This window comes from Mobilitalea sibirica, assembly GCF_015999265.1.
Taxonomy (GTDB): Bacteria; Bacillota; Clostridia; order Lachnospirales; family Lachnospiraceae; genus Mobilitalea; species Mobilitalea sibirica.
This window is the reverse complement of record NZ_JAEAGR010000007.1, coordinates 71,942-92,115: the sequence shown is the minus strand read 5'-3', so window position 1 is coordinate 92,115 and position 20,174 is coordinate 71,942. Positions and strand designations below refer to the sequence as shown.

The 20,174-nt window shown below is 36.0% G+C and carries 16 protein-coding genes; 10 read left to right on the top strand and 6 right to left on the bottom strand.

Going from position 1 to position 20,174, the window contains the following annotated elements; translation table 11 throughout:
* Window positions 1-115: 115 nt before the first annotated feature.
* The 5 genes from I5677_RS08520 to I5677_RS08500 all read left to right on the top strand — a co-directional run bounded on the left by I5677_RS08520 (window position 116) and on the right by I5677_RS08500 (window position 8,240).
* Window positions 116-838, top strand: coding sequence for a hypothetical protein (locus I5677_RS08520; protein ID WP_197661160.1), 723 nt, complete (start codon window positions 116-118; stop codon window positions 836-838).
* Window position 839: 1 nt separating this feature from the next.
* Window positions 840-2,534, top strand: coding sequence for a vWA domain-containing protein (locus I5677_RS08515; RefSeq protein WP_243456536.1), 1,695 nt, complete (start codon window positions 840-842; stop codon window positions 2,532-2,534).
* A 321-nt stretch (window positions 2,535-2,855) separates the two neighbouring features.
* On the top strand, window positions 2,856-4,349 hold the full coding sequence (locus I5677_RS08510; RefSeq protein WP_197661158.1) for a glycoside hydrolase family 43 protein: 1,494 nt from the start codon (window positions 2,856-2,858) through the stop codon (window positions 4,347-4,349).
* A gap of 245 nt (window positions 4,350-4,594) precedes the next feature.
* Window positions 4,595-6,145, top strand: a complete 1,551-nt coding sequence (locus I5677_RS08505; RefSeq protein ID WP_197661157.1) for a glycoside hydrolase family 43 protein — start codon at window positions 4,595-4,597, stop codon at window positions 6,143-6,145.
* Between the two features lie 70 nt (window positions 6,146-6,215).
* Window positions 6,216-8,240: a glycoside hydrolase family 127 protein gene (locus tag I5677_RS08500; RefSeq protein ID WP_197661156.1), complete on the top strand. Its 2,025-nt coding sequence runs from the start codon at window positions 6,216-6,218 to the stop codon at window positions 8,238-8,240.
* Window positions 8,241-8,397: 157 nt separating this feature from the next.
* Here I5677_RS08500 and I5677_RS08495 read toward each other — a convergent pair whose 3' ends face one another.
* Window positions 8,398-9,486, bottom strand: a complete 1,089-nt coding sequence (locus tag I5677_RS08495) for a GntR family transcriptional regulator (RefSeq protein WP_197661155.1) — start codon at window positions 9,484-9,486, stop codon at window positions 8,398-8,400.
* Window positions 9,487-9,712: 226 nt separating this feature from the next.
* Here I5677_RS08495 and I5677_RS08490 point away from each other — a divergent pair, with 226 nt between their 5' ends.
* The 3 genes from I5677_RS08490 (at window position 9,713) to I5677_RS08480 (ending at window position 14,495) form a co-directional block, all read left to right on the top strand.
* Complete coding sequence (locus tag I5677_RS08490; protein ID WP_197661154.1) at window positions 9,713-11,143, top strand: ABC transporter substrate-binding protein; 1,431 nt, start codon at window positions 9,713-9,715, stop codon at window positions 11,141-11,143.
* A 121-nt stretch (window positions 11,144-11,264) separates the two neighbouring features.
* A complete protein-coding gene (locus I5677_RS08485; protein WP_197661153.1) occupies window positions 11,265-12,998 on the top strand; it encodes a glycoside hydrolase family 43 protein in 1,734 nt (577 codons plus the stop codon).
* Between the two features lie 231 nt (window positions 12,999-13,229).
* On the top strand, window positions 13,230-14,495 hold the full coding sequence (locus I5677_RS08480) for an MFS transporter (RefSeq protein ID WP_197661152.1): 1,266 nt from the start codon (window positions 13,230-13,232) through the stop codon (window positions 14,493-14,495).
* A gap of 144 nt (window positions 14,496-14,639) precedes the next feature.
* On the opposite strand, the gene I5677_RS08475 is transcribed toward I5677_RS08480, so the two are convergent.
* The 5 genes from I5677_RS08475 to I5677_RS08455 all read right to left on the bottom strand — a co-directional run bounded on the left by I5677_RS08475 (window position 14,640) and on the right by I5677_RS08455 (window position 18,997).
* A complete protein-coding gene (locus tag I5677_RS08475) occupies window positions 14,640-14,816 on the bottom strand; it encodes an H-type small acid-soluble spore protein (protein WP_197661151.1) in 177 nt (58 codons plus the stop codon).
* 335 nt (window positions 14,817-15,151) lie between these two features.
* Window positions 15,152-15,385, bottom strand: a complete 234-nt coding sequence (locus I5677_RS08470) for a chorion class high-cysteine HCB protein 13 (protein WP_197661150.1) — start codon at window positions 15,383-15,385, stop codon at window positions 15,152-15,154.
* A 260-nt stretch (window positions 15,386-15,645) separates the two neighbouring features.
* Window positions 15,646-16,323, bottom strand: a complete 678-nt coding sequence (locus I5677_RS08465; protein ID WP_197661149.1) for a Pr6Pr family membrane protein — start codon at window positions 16,321-16,323, stop codon at window positions 15,646-15,648.
* An 81-nt stretch (window positions 16,324-16,404) separates the two neighbouring features.
* Window positions 16,405-17,547: an aminotransferase class I/II-fold pyridoxal phosphate-dependent enzyme gene (locus I5677_RS08460; protein ID WP_197661148.1), complete on the bottom strand. Its 1,143-nt coding sequence runs from the start codon at window positions 17,545-17,547 to the stop codon at window positions 16,405-16,407.
* 133 nt (window positions 17,548-17,680) lie between these two features.
* Window positions 17,681-18,997, bottom strand: coding sequence for a class B sortase (locus I5677_RS08455; RefSeq protein WP_197661147.1), 1,317 nt, complete (start codon window positions 18,995-18,997; stop codon window positions 17,681-17,683).
* 191 nt (window positions 18,998-19,188) lie between these two features.
* On the opposite strand from I5677_RS08455, the gene I5677_RS08450 reads away from it, so the two are divergent.
* Complete coding sequence (locus I5677_RS08450; protein ID WP_197661146.1) at window positions 19,189-19,635, top strand: hypothetical protein; 447 nt, start codon at window positions 19,189-19,191, stop codon at window positions 19,633-19,635.
* Between the two features lie 39 nt (window positions 19,636-19,674).
* Window positions 19,675-20,097: a VOC family protein gene (locus I5677_RS08445; RefSeq protein ID WP_197661145.1), complete on the top strand. Its 423-nt coding sequence runs from the start codon at window positions 19,675-19,677 to the stop codon at window positions 20,095-20,097.
* The last annotated feature ends 77 nt before the right edge of the window (window positions 20,098-20,174 follow it).

Here is a 20,174-nt window from a genome sequence, read left to right as displayed (position 1 = left end):
TTTAATGTATCTTAAGATAATTCTTAACGTATTTTTAGCCGAATTTAATTTATAATCAACCGTACTATATTACAATTAAATTATTAAATTCGTCATCATGGAGGATATTATGAGGATGAAAGGTAAAAAAAATTTCACATTATATTGGATGACAGGAGTCAGTGCTGCCTTAACGGTTCCCATAGCTATTATAATTTTTAAAAAAGTCCAAGCTGGGAATGTGGGAAAAACCGTGATGATCGTATCGGTATTCCTAGTATTATTATTAGCAATAATGTTTTTGTATAAAACCATCTTCGGTGTTACAGTACAGGAGATAACGCAGGAGGCTAAGGTCACCGAGTTAGATCGACTAAATTATACCTTGGAAGAATATCAGAAAAATTATAGGAATGCCCGTCTTAATCAATGTATCGATATGGTGAACAAGCAGGTGGATCGATTTAATAGACGTAAGAACGTGTTGTTTCAAGTAGCCGATATGGATGAAAATGAAGTTGACGCCAGTGCGTTAGGTGAACTGGTAGAGACCGTGGAAGATGCACTAATCATCAATGTTGAAAGAATTGTTAACAGGGTAAAAATATTCGATGATGAAGGGCTTCCGGATAATATAAAACAGCACATTTCTTATATTGAGGAACAGATACATAAGATTAATGATGTTTTAACGGAATACGAAACATTAATAACCGAAACCTCACGAATGGGAGAGATTAATGAGGATACAGATATCAGCAAGCTAAGAGATGTTGTTAATGCCATGAAAAGTCTTCGTACGGACCAAGAGAATGAGATAGAAGAACTGGCAAGCAAATATGAGGAGGAGGGTTTATAAATTGAGTAAGCAAAATATAATTAAATTTGTTGCAGGAATAGCAATTGTTTTTGCACTGGTATTAATCATTGTAACAGTGCTAAGTTCAGGGGGAACTAAACTTAAGGATAAAGATTTAGAAGCCTATAACAGCAAAAATCTGAATGAAAAAATAGAGTATCTTACCAATAAAATACAGATCAATACGAATGATCCAAGAAAAGCTTCCATTGAATTAACTCCAACATCACTTTATGATGAATTACCGAATATTGATAAATATCCTCTAGTAGTTGAGGGTGATGGAGACATTGATATAGAGATATTTGCCAGTCCGGAAAAGTCAGGTAAGGGAATGGATGGATGGATTGTCGAAGTAGCAGAGAAATTCAATTCACAAGGGTATAACATTGACGGTAAGACAATCTCAGTATCAGTTCGAAACATTGCTTCGGGTCTTGGAGCCGATTATATCATAGCGAATAAGCATTTACCCGACGCATTCTCACCCTCATCAGCTTTGTGGGGTAACTTAATTAATGCCCAGGGCGGTGAAGTAACGCTTGTATCAGAAAGACTGGTGGGTAATGTAGCAGGCATTCTTGTAAATAAGAGTACTAAGGATAAGCTGGAGACTAATTACGGTAAGGCTGATATGCAGGCTGTGTTAGAAGCGGTAAAAAAGAACGAAATGGTTATGGGCTATACCAACCCCCTTGCCAGTTCTACAGGGCTTAACTTTCTACTAAATACACTATATTATAGTGATTCGGCCAATCTGTTAAGTGAGAAAGCCAAAGAGGGGTTTACTGAGTTTCAGAATAATGTTCCTTATGTAGCGTATACCACGATGCAGATGAGAGAAAGTGCAGCCTCCGGTAAATTGGACGGTATGGTAATGGAATATCAGACCTATGTAAATGACGGCGAATTATCAAAATATGAATTTGTTCCCTTTGGAATTAGACATGATAATCCCTTATATGAAGTTGGCACATTGAATGAGGATAAAAAAGCAGTATTAGATATGTTCAAGGAATATTGCTTAAATGAGGACAATCAGGATTTAGCTTCCGATTATGGTTTTAACGGACTTAACAGCTATCAAAATGAGAAATATGATACTATGGGTGGAACTGTATTACAGGCACTACAGTTATGGAAAGAGAATAAAGACGGTGGTAAAGAGATTATAGCCGTGTTTGTTGCTGATGTAAGCGGAAGTATGGATGGGGATCCGATTAACCAGTTGAAGAAGAGTCTAATTAATGGAGCACAATATATTAACGATAATAATTATGTGGGTTTAGTAAGCTACAGTTCGGATGTAACCATAGAAGTTCCGATTAGAAAGTTTGATCTTAATCAAAGAGCTTATTTTCAAGGGGCTGTCGAAGACCTACGGGCAGTCGGAGGCACCGCTACTTATGATGGTGTTACGATTGGAATTAATATGTTATTAGAGGCGAAAGAAGCGAATCCTCAGGCAAAAGTAATGTTATTTTTACTCAGTGATGGGGAAACCAATGAAGGAAATTCGCTTGATTATGTAGAACCCGTAATCAGTGAAAGCGGTATTCCGATCTATACCATTGGATACAATGCGAATATTGATGCTTTGCAGACGATATCGAATATCAATGAGGCCTCCAGTATCAATGCGGATTCAGATGATGTCATCTATAAGATTAAGAATCTGTTTAATGCACAGATGTAAATAAACTGGTAATTGGATGGTAAAAGGAGTTGTTTCATAATAACTGATTAAATTAAGAAGGAACTACAGAAGTCATATCCGTATTAATTAAATCTTTTATATATGAAATAACTCCTTATTTATATGTGTAGAGACAAAAGCACTTATGTTATATAATCTATTCTCACATTGTATTATTTGCCTATATGAGGATGATTAATATAAAGTCAGCTATATTTATATTATAAAAAACAAGTTGTTTTCATGTGCGTACAAGTTGTAAAATATAATTGGATAGGTTTATTTTAGTAGGACCGTGTAATCGGAGAAATGAGGTTAAATATGTCTATTATACAAAAATCCAATGAATTAAAGAAAGAGATAGAGGCTATATTTAATGAAATTAAACTGACAGAAACAATAAAAGAATTAGGAGATAAAAATCCACTTATAACACAGCGTTTGGGCGCAGACCCTTATGCAATTGTTTATAATGACAGGGTTTATATTTATATGACCGGTGATATCATTGAATATGATGAAGAAGGTAAGTGTACGAATAACACCTATAGTAAGATAAATACATTAAATGTAATCTCTTCAGCAGATCTGGTTAACTGGACGGATCACGGTGCAATTAAAGCAGCGGGCAAAGAAGGTGCAGCGAAATGGGGTAATAATTCCTGGGCACCTGCCGTTGCTTATAAAAACATAGAAGGAAAAGATAGATTTTTTATCTATTTTGCTAATGGAGGGAATGGCATCGGAGTGCTAACCTCAGATAGTCCAATCGGACCGTTTGTTGATCCCTTGGGACATGCTCTGGTGTCAAGATCAACGCCAAACTGTGCGGATGTAACCTGGTTATTTGATCCGGCTGTATTCGTAGATGATGATGGAACAGGCTATTTATATGTCGGTGGCGGAGTTCCGGAAGGGAAGCATGCGAATCCAGGCACCGGTCGGGTTGTTAAGCTAGGGGATGACATGATAAGTTTAGCAGGGGAGCCTGTAAGTATGGTGGATATCCCTTATCTTTTTGAGGATTCTGGAATTAATAAGATTGGCAACACCTATTATTATACCTATTGCTCTAACTTTAACGTGGATGAGGAAGCTACAAAAACGTTGGGATTCAAAAATGGTGAGATCATATATATGACAAGCAGCAATCCGATGGGACCTTTTACATTTCGGGGATCAATTTTACGAAATCCTGGAGAATTCTTCGGGTGCTATGGTAATAATCATCATTGTATGTTTGAATTTAAAGGCCAATTTTATATAGCATATCACACTCAGATACTGGAGAAACGGCTTGGAATATCAAGCGGATACCGTTGTACCCATATTGATCCTGTCACTGTAAAGAAAGACGGCTCAATTGAACCAATCACAGCGACTGAAAAGGGTGTTAAGCAGGTGCAAAGCCTTAATCCTTTTAAGCAAACAGAAGCTGTAACTATAGGAACCATGGGTGGCATTAAGACCTCTCTTTTAGAAGAGAATGGTGAGAATAGCGGTACAGGTAATATGATTGTAACCGAGCCTCATACCGGTGATTGGATAGCTGTTTATGGTGCGGATTTTGGGAATGAGGGTGCGACACGTTTTAAAGTCAATATTAAACCTTCTAAGTTTAAGTCTGGTGCGATTCAAATCCGTCTTGATAATCTGACCGGACCGGTGGTTGGATATGTAAAGATTGAAGCGGAAGATAATGATGGATTTCAGGAATATACAACAGAACTGCTAACAAAAGTAACAGGTGAGCATGACCTTATATTTATCTTCTATGGAGAAAATTATGAAATAAAGAATTGGTATTTTTCATAGTAATAATAGGTTATTCCAGATATATTGAAAAGCAGTTTCTAAAAACTCTAATTGATTGGTCTGAGAGGATAGAAATTGAAAAAATAACACTAACCTTAATCGATGCAAATCCAATTTATCAACGTTATGATTTTATTCAAGAAGGATTGTTAATACAAGATAGATTACATAAAGACGTGAAATATTATAAAACAATGATCATGTCAAGGTTTTGAAATGTATTATTAAGGAAGGCTGAAGTTATTATGAGAGATAATAATCCAATCATATGGGCGGACTTTCCGGATCCCGATGTAATTCGTGTTGATGATACTTACTACATGATAAGCACAACGATGCATTTTATGCCGGGTGGTATTATTTTACGCTCATATGATTTGATACACTGGGAAATCGCTACCTATGTGTATGATGTACTGGATGATACCTCTGGACAAAGGCTTGAGGAAGATCAAAATATCTATGGAAAAGGTATGTGGGCAGCATCCCTTCGTTATCATAAAGGCACTTATTATGTGTGTTTTGTAGCAAACGATACGAAAAAGACCTATTTATATCAGGCAGATGATATTATGGGGCCATGGAAAAAGCAATATATTGAAGGCTTTTATCATGACTGTTCCTTACTTTTTGACGATGATGGGAAAGTCTATATTGTATATGGCAATACACAAATTCATCTTACTGAGCTAAAGGCAGATTTAACCGGACCGATGTCTTGTGGATTAGATAGAATTATAATAAAGGATGAAGAAGATGTAACTTTAGGCTATGAAGGAGCCCATATATATAAAATAAATGGAAAATACTATGTATTCTTAATCCACTGGTTGGCAAAAGGCTCTAAAAGAAGAGTAGAGGCATGTTTTGTGTCAGATTCCTTGGAAGGGGATTTTAAAGGAAGAGATATACTGGATGATGATATGAATTATTATAATGCCGGTGTAGCCCAAGGAGGAATTGTTGATACACCGGAAGGGCTTTGGTATGCTATGCTCTTCCAAGACCACGGTGCCATAGGTCGAATCCCGGTACTGGTTCCGGTAAAATGGAAAGATGATTTTCCGGTATTCGGAGTAGAGGGAAAAGTACCTCATAGGCTTGAGATTAGTAATACAAGACCGGATTATAGATATGAAGCCTTGGTAGATAGTGATGATTTTCATTATGTAGCGGATGAGCAGGGACATATCAACTTAAAGAAGGTATGGCAATGGAATCATACGCCAAATCATGATTTATGGTCAGTGATTCAAAAACCAGGTGCTTTGCGACTACATTCCGGTAAACTAAGCCCGAATGTTGTACAAGCTTCTAATACCCTGACGCAAAGGATGATAGGGCCTACTTGTGAAGCTACGGTAACTGTGGATGGAAGTGGATTAAAGGATGGAGATTATGCCGGAATCTGTGCTTTGCAGGGCTGTTATGGTTTGATAGCCCTTACAAGGAATGCAGGAAAATATGAGCTGGTGATGATTGCAAAGGAGTTAAATCCGGAGGAAAGTATCTGGGGAGAACCCGAAGGAGATAGAAAGCCAGGCAGAGAATACGAAAGAATATCGATCAATAATACTAAGGTTACGCTGAAGGTCCGTGCTAATTTCATGCAGAATGTTGATGAAGCTTATTTTTATTATCAGAAGAATGAGAAGTGGTATAAACTGGGTATTACTCATAAGCTACACTTTAGATTAGATCATTTCGTGGGTTGCCGTGTAGGATTATTCTTATTTTCTACAGAAGAAACAGGCGGTATCGCTGACTTTGAACAATTTATATATCAGATATCATAATCGAAAAACATTTAAATTTATTAGATAACACAAGAAAATGCTGCTTGCTGTTGTTAATAGGAGGATTAGAATGAATCAAATAGAAAACAGCAGACCCTTATCATTAAAAAATGTTAAAATAATAGATTATTTTTGGAAAAAGGAATTGGAGCTAATTAGAAATGAAGTGATACCATACCAGTGGAAAGCTCTTAATGATCAAATCGAAGGGGCAAATCCCAGCTTTTGTATGCATAATTTTAAAGTTGCCGGTAAAATCCTTGGAAAAAAATCAGAGAAAGGTAAGGATTATATAGCAAATACCTATCCTACAGATGTTTTTGTACCGATGCCGGAGGATATGGATCATTTGGAGGATCGTTTCTACGGTTTTGTGTTTCAGGACAGTGATTTTTATAAATGGATTGAGGCAGTAGGCTATTCTCTGATTCAATATCCTGATCCGCAATTGGAGCAGTTGGCAGACCAGGCAATTGATATTGTATGTGCGGCGCAACAACCGGATGGTTATCTGGATACTTATTATATTATCAATAACCCAGAACATATCTTTACTGATCTATGTAGTTATCATGAATTATACTGTTTCGGACATCTTGCAGAAGGAGCGGTCGCTTATTATCAGGCAACCGGTAAGGATAAGTTATTAAAAGCTGCTCAAAGATACGCAGATTACATTACCTCAAGGATTGGACCGGAGGAGGGTAAGCTTAAGGGGTATCCGGGACATGAAATTGCCGAGATGGCATTGGTTCGCTTATATGAACAGACATCAGAGGATAAGTATCTTAAACTTAGTAAATATTTTATTGATGAAAGGGGGAAGAGACCCTATTACTTCGATATTGAAAAGAAAAAAGAGATGACGGAGGGAGATACCTCCCTACGGTATCACTATCATCAGGCACATCTGCCGGTCAGAGAACAAGAGGAAGCAGTGGGACATGCAGTCCGAGCAGTTTATTTGTATTCCGGTATGGCTGACATCGCCCGTATTACAAAGGATGAAATACTTTATGATGCCTGCGAGAAGCTATGGAATAATATAGTGGATAAGAAGCTCTATATTACGGGAGGTATCGGTGGAACTCACATAGGAGAAGCATTTTCTTTTAACTATGATCTTCCGAATGATACGGCCTATGCTGAAACTTGTGCATCCATTGGTTTGATGTTCTTTGCAAGGAGAATGCTTGAGATAAAGCCCGATTCAAAATATGCGAATGTTATGGAGAGAGCCCTATATAACGGTATTTTGAGTGGTATGTCCTTGGACGGTAAAAGCTTTTTCTATGTGAATCCTCTTGAGGTGTTACCGGAGGCATGTCATAAGGATGAGCGAAAGTCCCATGTGAAGCCGGTTAGGCAAAAGTGGTTTGGCTGCGCTTGCTGTCCTCCCAATATAGCCAGATTATTATGTTCCATTGGGTCCTATGCCTATACAGAAACAAACGATACACTGTTTGTTCACCTATATATGGGTAGTCAAATAACCAAAATTTTTGAAAGCAGTGAATTTAACATTAATATCTATTCCAGTTTTCCGTGGAATGGTAAGGTTTCAGTCGAAGTGAAAACGAAATCCGATGCATACTTTACGATTGCATTAAGAATTCCTGATTGGTGTGAAGATTATAAGCTGATTGGTGCACAAAAAGCAGAAAAGTATGTGAAGGACGGATATCTATATATTAAAAAATGCTGGGTAGATGGTGAGTTGATCGAAATAGAATTTCCGATGAAAGTGAAATTCCTTGAAGCTAATCCTCATGTAAGAGAAAATATAGGTAAAGTGGCTGTTATGAGAGGTCCTCTTGTATATTGTATGGAAGAAGCAGATAATGGAAAAGATCTTCATTTGCTTGAACTGTCAGATGAGCCAAAAACAGAAGTTCATTTTGTAGAAAAGATGGGAGAGGATATCGCAGTCATTACTACAGCAGGTAGACGAAGAATAATATCTGATGATAATCTCAATTTATTATATAACGAATATAAGAAACCGATTTATGATAATATAACAATCCAATGGATACCTTATTATACCTGGGCTAATCGTGGGGAAGGTGAAATGAGGGTATGGATTCAAACATAATATTCTTGTAATACAACTTCTGGTAATTATCAATTTTTCATTTTTAACTCCTCTAGGCAATACAGTAAAAAAGTGGTGAATTTTCACCACTTTTTTGCATGTGCAACAACGATCAAAGTTTATCTTAAATTTAGCTTGAGTATTAAATATCTCTCTTTCATAGTTTCGTGGATTCCCGAAGAATTAGTTCCGGTGCTATGATTTTTTGAAGTTGATCCTTATCCGCTTTTGCATGGATAATATCCAGAAGAAGTTTGGCCGCCATCTTACCTAATTCTTCTTTTGGATGATTTACAGAAGTTAGAGGCACACGATTGTTTTCTGCGATAAATGAATTATCGTATCCTACGATAGCGATTTGTTCGGGAACGTTGATACCCAATGAAATCAACTCCTGATATACTGAGTGGGCAATCTGATCATTATAGCATAAGATGCCATCGATTGGTGTTTTATTGTTAATAAATTCCCTTATCATCAGCGAGGGCTTTGTTTTTCGATCTTCTGTGTGGAACATAATAATTCGGTCCGGATCATAAGGAATACCGGCTTCCCTTAAGGCCTTAGTATAGCCTTTATGCCTTTCTTTTCCTTGATAATCATCAATCTTAAAGATACCAATAAGATTTTTCTTTCCGATATCCAGTAAGTGTTTTGTCGCATTGTAAGAACCTTGGATCTCATCCAACAATACATAGGGTTTATCAGAAAAGTGTTGGTAAAGTCCATGGATAAATACATATGGAATATTATATTCATCAAGTTTCTCATACAGATAAATATTACGATTTAATACATCACTTTTACTGGGCTCGATTATGATGCCGTCTATATTCTTATTCAACATATCCTCCAGACATTTTTCCTCCATTCTCTGACTGTTTCCCGTATTCTTTAGGATTATGCTATAACCATTTTTTGATAATACATGATCAATTCCTTTAATTACATGGGGAAATATATAATCAGAAATGTATGTCGTGATCACACCGATGTTATGAGAAGGGGCTTCGCTATGTATATTTTTCGTATAATAGGTTCCTTTTCCATGAATACTGGTAAGGTATCCTTTGTTTACTAAATCTGATATAGCTTTGCGGACCGTATGACGGCTAACCTTATGTTGTTCACATAATTTGTTTTCAGAAGTGATCTTATCGCCAACTTTTATTTTACCTGATAAAATATCATTTTTGATTTCTTCAATGATTTTAGAATATTTCAACTGAGTATTATTAGAACTCATACCTTCATCTCCTTGTTTCCTCATTGTTTTTACATTGTATATTAGCATAAATTCAAGTCTTGGTAAATTTTATTATATCACTGGAAAAACAAGTTGTATAGATGACCGTACAAGTTTTATAATTTATTTGTAACTATTTACGAATTATTACAACTTAAAGTGACTTATATTGATTATTAAGTTCTTATAATTCGTATAGTGGAAAATATATAAGAGGAGGATTTATATGAAACTGAGTGTAAAAAAACTATTGGGGCTTATACTGGCTTCATCTATGACTTTTTCCTTACTTACAGGATGTGGATCAAAAGAAAGTACCGATATTGTCACAGATAAGGATGCTGTGATTACTCAAGCACCTGTTGAAGAAACAGAAACAGAAACCACACCGGAACCAACTCAAGAACCTGCAAAAGATTTAGGCGGAATGGAGATAACGATTGGAAACTGGTGGGAACAGGATCCACCTGCACCGCCGGCAACTCAGCAGGAAGAAGATACCCTCGCATATAGAAATGAAATTATGAAGAAACATAATTTTAATATTAAAACTGTTAATCTTGGTACATGGGGTGAATATCAAGAAATTATGGTTACATCTACGATGTCCGGAGACCCTGCGGCAGATATCTTTATAATGGATACACAGTTTGTTTCAGCACCACTTTCACAAGGATTGCTTTATCCTTTGAATACTTTAGAGAATTTTGATTTTACCGATGAAAAATGGAACCAACAAGTTCTTGAAATGATGAAGCTTGGTGATGATACCTATGGAATGGCTACCGGCAGAATGGAACCTAGATTAGGTGTATTCTGGAATAAGAGACTATTTGAAGAAGCTGGTATTGATCCGGAACTTCCATATGATTTACAGGCAAGTGGAGAATGGACCTGGGAGGCTTTTGAAGAGATGGCCGAGCAGTTAACAAGAGATATCAATAACGATGGTACACCGGATGTATACGGAACTGCAAGCTTTTCTGTCGAATTCTTTAAAGGTGCAGTATTCTCCAATAACGCAAAATTTATCGGTAAAGATGACAGTGGTAAATTCTACAATGCAACAAATGAAGCTAATTTTATAGAAGCCGTACAATGGGCCAGAAGCTTTTTTGATAATGGAACTCATATGCCGGAACCTGAGGGAGCTAACTGGGACTGGTTTATAGCTGCATTTAAAGAGGGTAAGGTTGCGATGCAGGCGGCTGAACAATATAAGGTTGGCACTTGGGCCGATATGCAAGATGATTGGGGCTTTGTTATATTCCCGAAAGGACCTAAGGGCGAAATGATGACGGTATTTAATGAAAATATCGTAGTTATGCCTGTAAGTCTTGAGAAAGAAGACGCAGAAAATATAGCTTTTGCTTATAATCTATTTACAGAAACTACACCGGGCTATGAAGATGTGGATTGGAGAACCAATTATTATGCATCATTCAGAGATGGTAGAGCCGTTGATGAGACATTACCTTTATTCTATGATCCTAAGCACGGAACACTCGATTTAATCAGATTGATTGATGGTATAGATCACGGAGATCTTTTCTTCGATGTTGCCGCTGGAGCAGTTACTCCGGCTGAAGGTATTGAAGCTCTTCAACAAAAATGGCAGTCCTTTATAGATGGCGCAAACGGTGTTGAAACTGAGTAATTTTTCATTATAATTTAAATATGAATTAATAGGGGGTTGTAAAGTTCTCATTCATGAAACTATACAACCCTAATTATTCATTTATTATAAAGGAACTAATTAGCGAAAACGGAGAAGAATTATGGCAAAAAATTATCTGAAATGTGCTATGCTTATATTATGTATGGTTGTATTAGCAGGCTGTCAGAAAGAAACAGGAAAGAATGAAGAAAATAATCCAAGTACGGATATAAATTCAAGTACGAATACAATTTCAAATACAGATAATGAGTTATCACAGAAAGAAACTCTGCCAACGGAAGCTGCAGAGCAATGGAATAGTATGGCAGAGGAAGCCGGAAAAAGCAGAACGAAAGAGCAGCAGTTAACATCGTTTGAGTTTGAGCCCACGATTGAAAATCCATCACTTATGTTTGAGAATATTACTTTATCAGAAAGCTATAAATCAAAATATTTTCATAATCCAATTATGACCCATAAATTTGGAGCAGATCCATTTGCTTTAGTCTATAATGGGAGAGTTTATGTATATATGACCGGTGATATTATCGAAAAATCTGATGGTAAGATTCTTAAGAACTCTTATAGTCAGATTAAGTCGCTCAATCTTATCTCCTCGGATGATTTGGTAAACTGGACAGATCACGGAGAAGTAGTAATTGGAGGGTATCATGGTGTTTCTATGTGGGCGAATAATTCTTGGGCACCGGCAGCTACCTATAAAAACATAAATGGAAAGGATAAATTTTTCTTATATTTTGCCAATTCAGCCAATGGTATCGGTGTATTAACCAGTGATAGTCCAACAGGACCGTTTAAAGATCCCTTGCAAAAATCTTTGGTATCCAGACAAACACCGTTATCTTCTTCAGCGGAAATCCCATGGTTATTTGATCCGGCAGTTTTGGTTGATGATGACGGAAAAGCATATTTGTATTATGGCGGGGGCGTACCGACAGGGAAGGAAGAGATGCCTAATTCTGCCAGGGTTGTAGAGCTTGGTGAGGATATGATCAGCCTTATAGGTACTCCCAAGGTGGTAGAAGCACCCTTTTTCTTTGAGGCAGCTTATATCAATAAAATCGGTGATATCTATTATTATACCTATTGCTCAAATTGGTCAAGTCGAGAAAATGCTGTCGGTGAGCATATACCAGAACCTGCCAACATTATATATATGACCAGTAAAAGCCCAATGGGTCCCTGGGAATATCAAGGTTCCATTTTGGAAAACCCCGGTAAGTTCTTTGGATCCTATGGGAATAATCATCACAGTATTATACAGTTCAATGACAAATGGTATATTTTTTATCATTCCCAGTTATTACAGGATGCCATGGGAATTACAGGTGGATACCGCAGTCCCCATGTTGATGAGGCTATTATTACCCAAGAGGGTGTGATAGAGCCTGTTAAGGCATCTAAGGCCGGAGTTCCACAAATTAAAAGCTTCGATCCATATCAGTTAAATGAGGCTGAGACCTTTGCCTGGAGTGCTGGAGTTTCAACGGTGAAGATTGATGAGATTAGCGAAAACTATGGTGAAGTTAATCAGGCTGTATCTGATATATCAACCGGTGACTGGTTTGGTTTATCAAATGTGGACTTTGGCAATACTGCGCCACATGCTTTTACAGCTAAGGTATCAAGTGAATTAGCCGGTAATGTTATACAAATCAGTCTTGATTCACCGGAGGGTGAGATCATTGGTTATCTGGAGATACCCAATACAGAAAGCGAAGATAAGTTCGTTGAGGTAGCCATTGAAGTCAGTGAAGTAACCGGAGTGCAAGATTTGTATTTTACATTTAACGGTGAAGGTTTCCTTTTTGATACTTGGAGATTTATAAAATAAATTGATATACTAATAAAATGCATTATTAATTAATAATCTACAGCTATCATATTATCATGTTAAATGAAAATATGGTAGCTATTTTTAGGTTATACATATATAATAGCATCATGTGACTATAGATAACTTAATGAAAGCTTTAAAGACTTTTCAAATTTAACTAGTTGAAGTATACATAATTCATTATATTATGACTTTAAAAACTGGACAGAATGGAAAGGAAATAACAAGATGAAAAATAAAATCTTAAATATGCGCCCAGAGGTTTTGATGTTCTTTATTTTAATTTCAGCAGTGGCTTTTGGTAATGGACTGAGTGATGCAGTTTACTCGAACTATTTTAAAGAAGTGTATCATGTAACTGCGTTTCAAAGAGGTTTTATCGAATTCCCGCGGGAGATGCCTGGCTTATTGTGTGCATTTGTAATAGGATCTTTAGGCTTTTTAGGAGATATAAGATTAGCCTTTATAGCTCAAGTTTTAGCAACCGTTGGGGTGACTTTTCTTGGATTGTTGACACCTTCTTTTGGTGTAATGCTGATATTTTTGTTTATTAATTCTATGGGAATGCACCTTTTTATGCCCTTACAGGATGCCATTGGAATGTCTCTGGCAGATCCGAAGATGATTGGTCGACGTATGGGGCAGTTTTCCAGTGTTCGCGCTATCTTTAGTTTATCAGCGGCTCTTCTGGTTTTTTTTGGATTTCGAGTTGGCTTTTTTACCTTTCAGACGAAAATAAAATGGATCTTTATCGTTGCTGCCGGTGCCTTTACCTGTGCAACCATAATGGCAGCCATTATGATAGCCAGAACGAAACCAAAGAAAACGAAAGCACGTAAGACGAAGCTGGTTCTTCGAAAGCAATATCGCTACTTTTATCTTCTTACAATTCTTCATGGGGTTCAGAAACAAATAGCATATGTATATGGTACTTGGGTTATCGTTGATCTATTAATGAAGAAAGCCGATACCCTTGCTATACTCACGATTGTGGTTGGTTTTATCTCCATTTTCTTTTTTAACATACTTGGAAAATGGATGGATTATTTTGGTATTAAGCGAATGATGTATGTAGATGCACTTACTTTTATCGGTGTATATATTATCTATGGATTTGTGGTTTGGGGTATTATATCCGAGGTATTACCAAAACAAGGTTATGCTATTTGGATTGTATATTTGCTATTTGTCTTAGACCGTTTATCAATGCAGATCGGTATGGTGAAATCCATTTATCTTCGGTCCATTGCATGGGATCATGAAGAGGTTACCTCTACCTTATCCATGGGTATTAGTCTGGATCATGTCGTATCAATATTAGCGGCATTTGCAGGGGGTTATATCTGGATGAACTGGGGCAGTCAATGGGTTTTCTTCATGGCAGCAATATTTTCACTGGGAAATTTATATGTAGCATTTCGTGTGCAACCGGACAAAGAGCGGGAAGTGGCAGAAAAAATGAGGAGTTTGTTATTACATAACAAAGAGACATAAAATGTAGGTATAGTATTATTTTTTGATATAAAGAATGCAAACACTCTACATATGAATTTTTTTACTATGTAAGTAGGGCTTAAAAGCCCTTAGGTTATTCAAAAAATTTAACTTGAATAGATATACAGGAATAGTCACTATTATCTATTCAACCAGTTGTGTTAAATGTACTTCCTGGCTATATTCAGGACGATTAAGAAAATGAATACTTGCAGTATCTCTTGTAGGGTTAACATTTTCAATATAAATGGGTTGGCCATCGTAGGTTACATTAACCATCTCCGGTGAAGTAACGATTTCTTTTGCACGGCTTCTATTCATCTTAAGATCTCCTTATCAAAATTTATTTTTGTTGTCATATATAGTTTTATATTTTCTAACATGAAATATACCATGAAATTCTTCATGAAGGTGGTTTAAGCTGGGCTGTACCATAGTGTGCCGGATTTTATCCATTGTGCTGTCAGGTGAAACCCGATATTACTCCAGATGAGTTCATAAAGGTAATCGATGAGACAGCGGTCACCATTGATTATATTCATAATACTAACACCTATAAACTTGGAAAATCGTAAATCCAGCGGCTGTAATTGGGAAATTACAGGTTAGATAAAATTGAATAAAAGGCTGTTTCAAAGAAACAGCCTTTTTCTGAGCTATAAGCAGGATCCACCACTTAATAAGAGGACTAAGAGAATAGGTAGAATGCCGTCAAAACCACTATTACAACCACATTTGTCGCCACCACCAAATAAACCTCCTAAAAATCCATTATCGCCTCCACATCCTCCACATAAGGAAAGTAAAAGAATTAAGAAAATTGGGCTAATGCCATTATCACATTTACATTTATTATCGTTAAAGTAAGAAGTTGATGTAACATCACTCATAATGAAACCTCCTGAAAAATTTTATTTATACTTTAACATATGCAGCTTTATTTATATATTGACATATATCAATGTGACTTAGTCACATAAGAAAACCTTATGTATATCAATATAAAATATAAAGGAGTACCACTGGATGATTTTAATTTATTACAAAAAAATCGAAGCTTTATATATGATAATAAACGGATATACATTGAAGCCATTATGAGTATCAGTAAACTATATCAATATATTTCTTATGTGTAGTAATATCTAATTTAATGAAGTTTTCTTTTACGGACTTTTAAAATCATTAGAAGTCCTGTGCCCATACCTAGTAATAAAATTAATAATATAATGATCCAATATAATACACCCATACCATATTGATTTATGGAAAGCCAGCCAAGTTTTTCATAGTTCAGAAAGAAATAGGGAACAATTTCTTTCCCAAACATTATGCCACTGAAGGATAAAATTAAAGTAAAGGTAACATATAGTAAAGGCATAATGAGCACATATAAAATATGTGTCCATTTACTTTCATACTTATAATCACATAAGATAAAATCAATCACTGCTAATATAGGTGTGATGTTATGTAAGAATATATTTGATGGGGATATTAGATAATCTAAAGGCATCAACGGTGATAGCAAAACTGCAAATACAACAAAGGTAAGAAGGATGGAAACCGTAAAAATGAATTTGAGGATATAAAAACGGTTGCTAATTTCTCTATTACGATTTAATATATCGTAAATAAGAAAAATAAAACTAATGAAGGCAATCCAGGCATTGCTTTGTATTGTAAAGTACAACCACATAGAAGAGGAACCCATAAAGCCTTTTCCTCCCGCTGTATAGTAGATACCGATACAACATGATATAATAACACCTAATTTAAGTAACATCCCAATATAAAATGTTTTTCTTTTTAGAACCGTGATTTCCAATTTAACAATCCTCCTCAATTTTATATATGATTTTAATGCAATTATATATAGCTTTTATATCTCATTTTTCATTCAAAATATTTAGTTGAATATAGCATTTATTACATCGACCGGAAGAACCAGGGCAAATCTTATATAACCTTCACCAAGGGTACCGAAGCTACTGCCCGGAGTACATAGGATACCGGTTTCGTGAAATAGCTTCATACAGTATTCATTGGAATTAGTATATCCCTCCGGTATGTGAGCCCAAACAAACATGGAGCCTTCGCAGTTTTGCACCTTCATACCCAGTTTGGTAAGTCCATTACTGAGTGCATCACGTCTTTTCTCATACTCCTTGCAGTTGATGGTAACACTGTCTTGAGGACCGTTAAGAGCTGCGATAGCGGCTTTTTGAACCAGATGACCGGTACCATAATCAAATTGGGAACGAAGGGTTTTGAATTTATGTATTATTTCCTTATTACCAAGTAGGAAGGAGATTCGTATTCCGGTTATGTTATAAGTTTTTGACAGGGAATTGAATTCAACTCCGACATCCTTTGCCCCGGGATAGCTTAAGAAAGAGGTCCCCTTCCTACCATCATAGATAATTTCAGAATAGGCATTATCATGAATAATTACTAACTGATGGTGTTTAGCAAAAGCAATCAATTCTTCATAGAAGGAGGAAGGAGCGGTGGTACATACAGGATTGGAAGGATAGGATACAACCATCATCTTGGCTTTGTTCGCAACCTCTTTAGAAATTGAACTCAAATCAGGCAGATAATTATTCTCGGGTAAAAGATTATAATATGCAATCTTTGCACCGCATAAGTAAGGACCTATTTCAAAGATTGGGTATCCGGGATTGGGTACAAGAACGGTATCTCCATAGTTTATTAATGCCAATCCGATATGAGCCATCCCTTCTTGTGTACCGGACACAGAAGTGATTTCATCCTTGCTTAGTGTAACTTGATATCGTCTCTGATACCAGTTGATCACTGCATCAATAAGCTCTTCGGTATCACCCAGAGAGTATTTATAATTCTCCGGTTCGAGGGCAGCTTTTGACACTGCCTCCATCACATGGGCATCGGGATGAAAATCCGGTGTACCTACAGTAAAATTGTATACTGGTTTACCTTCCTTTAAACGTTCGTTCTTTAAATCATTTAATGTATGAAATATATTGCTTCCAAATCGATTGGATCTTTCTGAAAATTCAATGTTCATAGCTTCTCCTTAACAGTGAATATAGTAGTTTTGTAGTATGTTATTCCTAATTTACATTATACAATAGAAAGATACGTATGGGATACAGAAAAACATATTCTTGCACGATATCGGCTACTTATTAATTAAATTCTTAATCATTTTCTTTGGGTGGTTTATACCATTTGATTTGTCCTTTTTCCAGTGCTTTTTCAAAGGTAGCAGGTAATTTAGGAGCCTTTCCGCCATATCGTTTATAATAATCATCTGCATATAGAGGTTTTTTATTGAAAGAAACGCTATTCACTTTAACATCAGTGGTTTCTCCTTCTCTAACTTTTCTGGCAACGACAACGGTTCGGTAATTATCATTTACCTCATAAGAGCAGGTGGAGAGTGTTAATAGCTGATCATTTTCATTGACATCAACTGCGTCAATGTTAATTAAGGAACGAATTCGTATCTGGTATACAAAGTTTAAAAACTCAGAGGAATTTTTAAACGTAGATTTTCTATAGTCAAAAAAGTAATCTTTTTTAGCATCCGGCGTGGTAATAAACACGGCAAATATCTTCCATTTCCCTTGATGATACAGAGTATCGAATGTGATTACCGGGTGTTTCCTGTAATAGCTAAGCTTTAATTTATAATATTTGAGATAATGAAACATTTTTTCTGGTGTAGAGATCATATTATGCCCGTATATCACATAGTTTTGTGTGTTTTCTTCAACAGAAGATCTGTGATCCAAATATAAGGAACCGGCTTTACTGTATTTTTTATCAAATCCCTTATGAAGATAATAATCCGGATCATTTGCACCGGGCTGCATAACCGGATAATCAATATTGGTACCGCTAATTTTTATCCAACCCTTAACATCCTTATTCTTTGCCAGCAGATCCTTAAACTTAAGTAAACGACCTTCTTTATCCCTCTTTGGAATCGGTGTAGGTGTAGGTATTGATGATGGAGTGGGAGTCGCTGTTGGGGTAGGTGCAATCGTAGGGGTTGGGGAAGGTGAAGGAGTTGGCGAGGGAGTAGGAGTTGGAGTTGTAGAAGGAGTAGGAGTAGGTAAAGGTGTGGGTGTTGAATATATGGTCGGAGTTGAGGCTTCACTAACACGAGATGAAATCGGTACAGTTGTAGCAACAGCCGGCATCGGTGAAGGAGAAGGCATCCCATCAGATACTCCTTCAGAAGTTTTTAATTCTGTCGAATTTTTATAATTCGATTCTTTGGCTGTGTTAATAGCTTTGTTAGTATAGATAGGCAACACAACGAGCTCCTTAATGAATAAGGTGATAATTAAGAATAAATATATTAATAAAAAGCCATGAATAGATTGAATGGTATAGAGTATTTTCATTTTGGATTTTACTTTTTTAGAATTAGATGCTTTTTTAGAAACATATAATATGGTATTACATTCATCGTTGTTATTCTCATCTGTAAATCTCTGATCAGACATCTTATTAACTCCTCGTATATGTAATAATTAGCTAATTAATTATACCTCAAAGGTATATTATGGTAAAGTCTTAACTAAAAACTATATACTTTAATTGTAATTGACAAAGAATACCTATTGAAATATTATAATTAATATAGTTAGAAGAATTAATTATTGTTTTATTTCGCTGATTAAGGAAGGAGAGGGTTATGAAAAAATATATAATTTTATTCCTGATACTTGTTATAACTCTGATGTTTATTGCATGTAGCAATAGCAGCAACGTTACAAAGATTGATAATGACATTAAAAACAGTTCAGAAGAAACCATATCAGAACCTTTAAAAGTTGTAGAGGATTTCTTCTCCGCTTTTGAGAAAGCTGAATATGAAAGTATGAAAAATTTTTGCTCAAAAGAATGTATAAGCTATTATTTTCATGAAGGTGATGTTTTTGGAATGGTATGGGCAAAGGCATACGAATTAAAAGAGGAAAAAGAAAATATTAAAAAAAATGAGGCCCGTGTCTTTGTCGATGTAGAAATGGAAACAGCAGAAACATCAGCACTATACGGTGAAACGGAAACATCATTTTATGTTGTTCTAAAGAAGCAAAGTGATGATTCTTGGTTAATAGATGAATTTGTTACAGGGTAATAAGGCAAAAAATAATCAAAACGAATGAGAGAGTATATAATGAAACAAGCTATTGTACATATTGCAATTGTGGTAAAGGATTATGATGAAGCAATTGAATTTTATACAAAAAAACTACAGTTTAACTTAATTGAAGATACTTATCAACCGGAGCAAGATAAGCGTTGGGTTGTAGTATCCCCACCCGGTAATCAAGGAACTACCATATTACTAGCAAAAGCATCGAGTGCAGTGCAGGAAACTTTCATTGGTAATCAAGCCGGGGGTAGGGTTTTTCTGTTTCTTGGTACGGATGATTTTTGGAGAGATTATCATAATATGCTTGCAAAAGATATTGAATTTGTTAGAGAACCAAAAGAACAAGACTATGGTACTGTAGCTGTTTTTAAGGACTTATATGGCAACCTGTGGGATCTGGTACAGTTTCATGAAAATCATCCTATGACTTTACGAGTAAAATAATAGGCAAGTCTGAATTTAACCGTGGCTCTGAATTAATTTTTGTTATTAATTGTACATACGAACACTTAGATGAGATG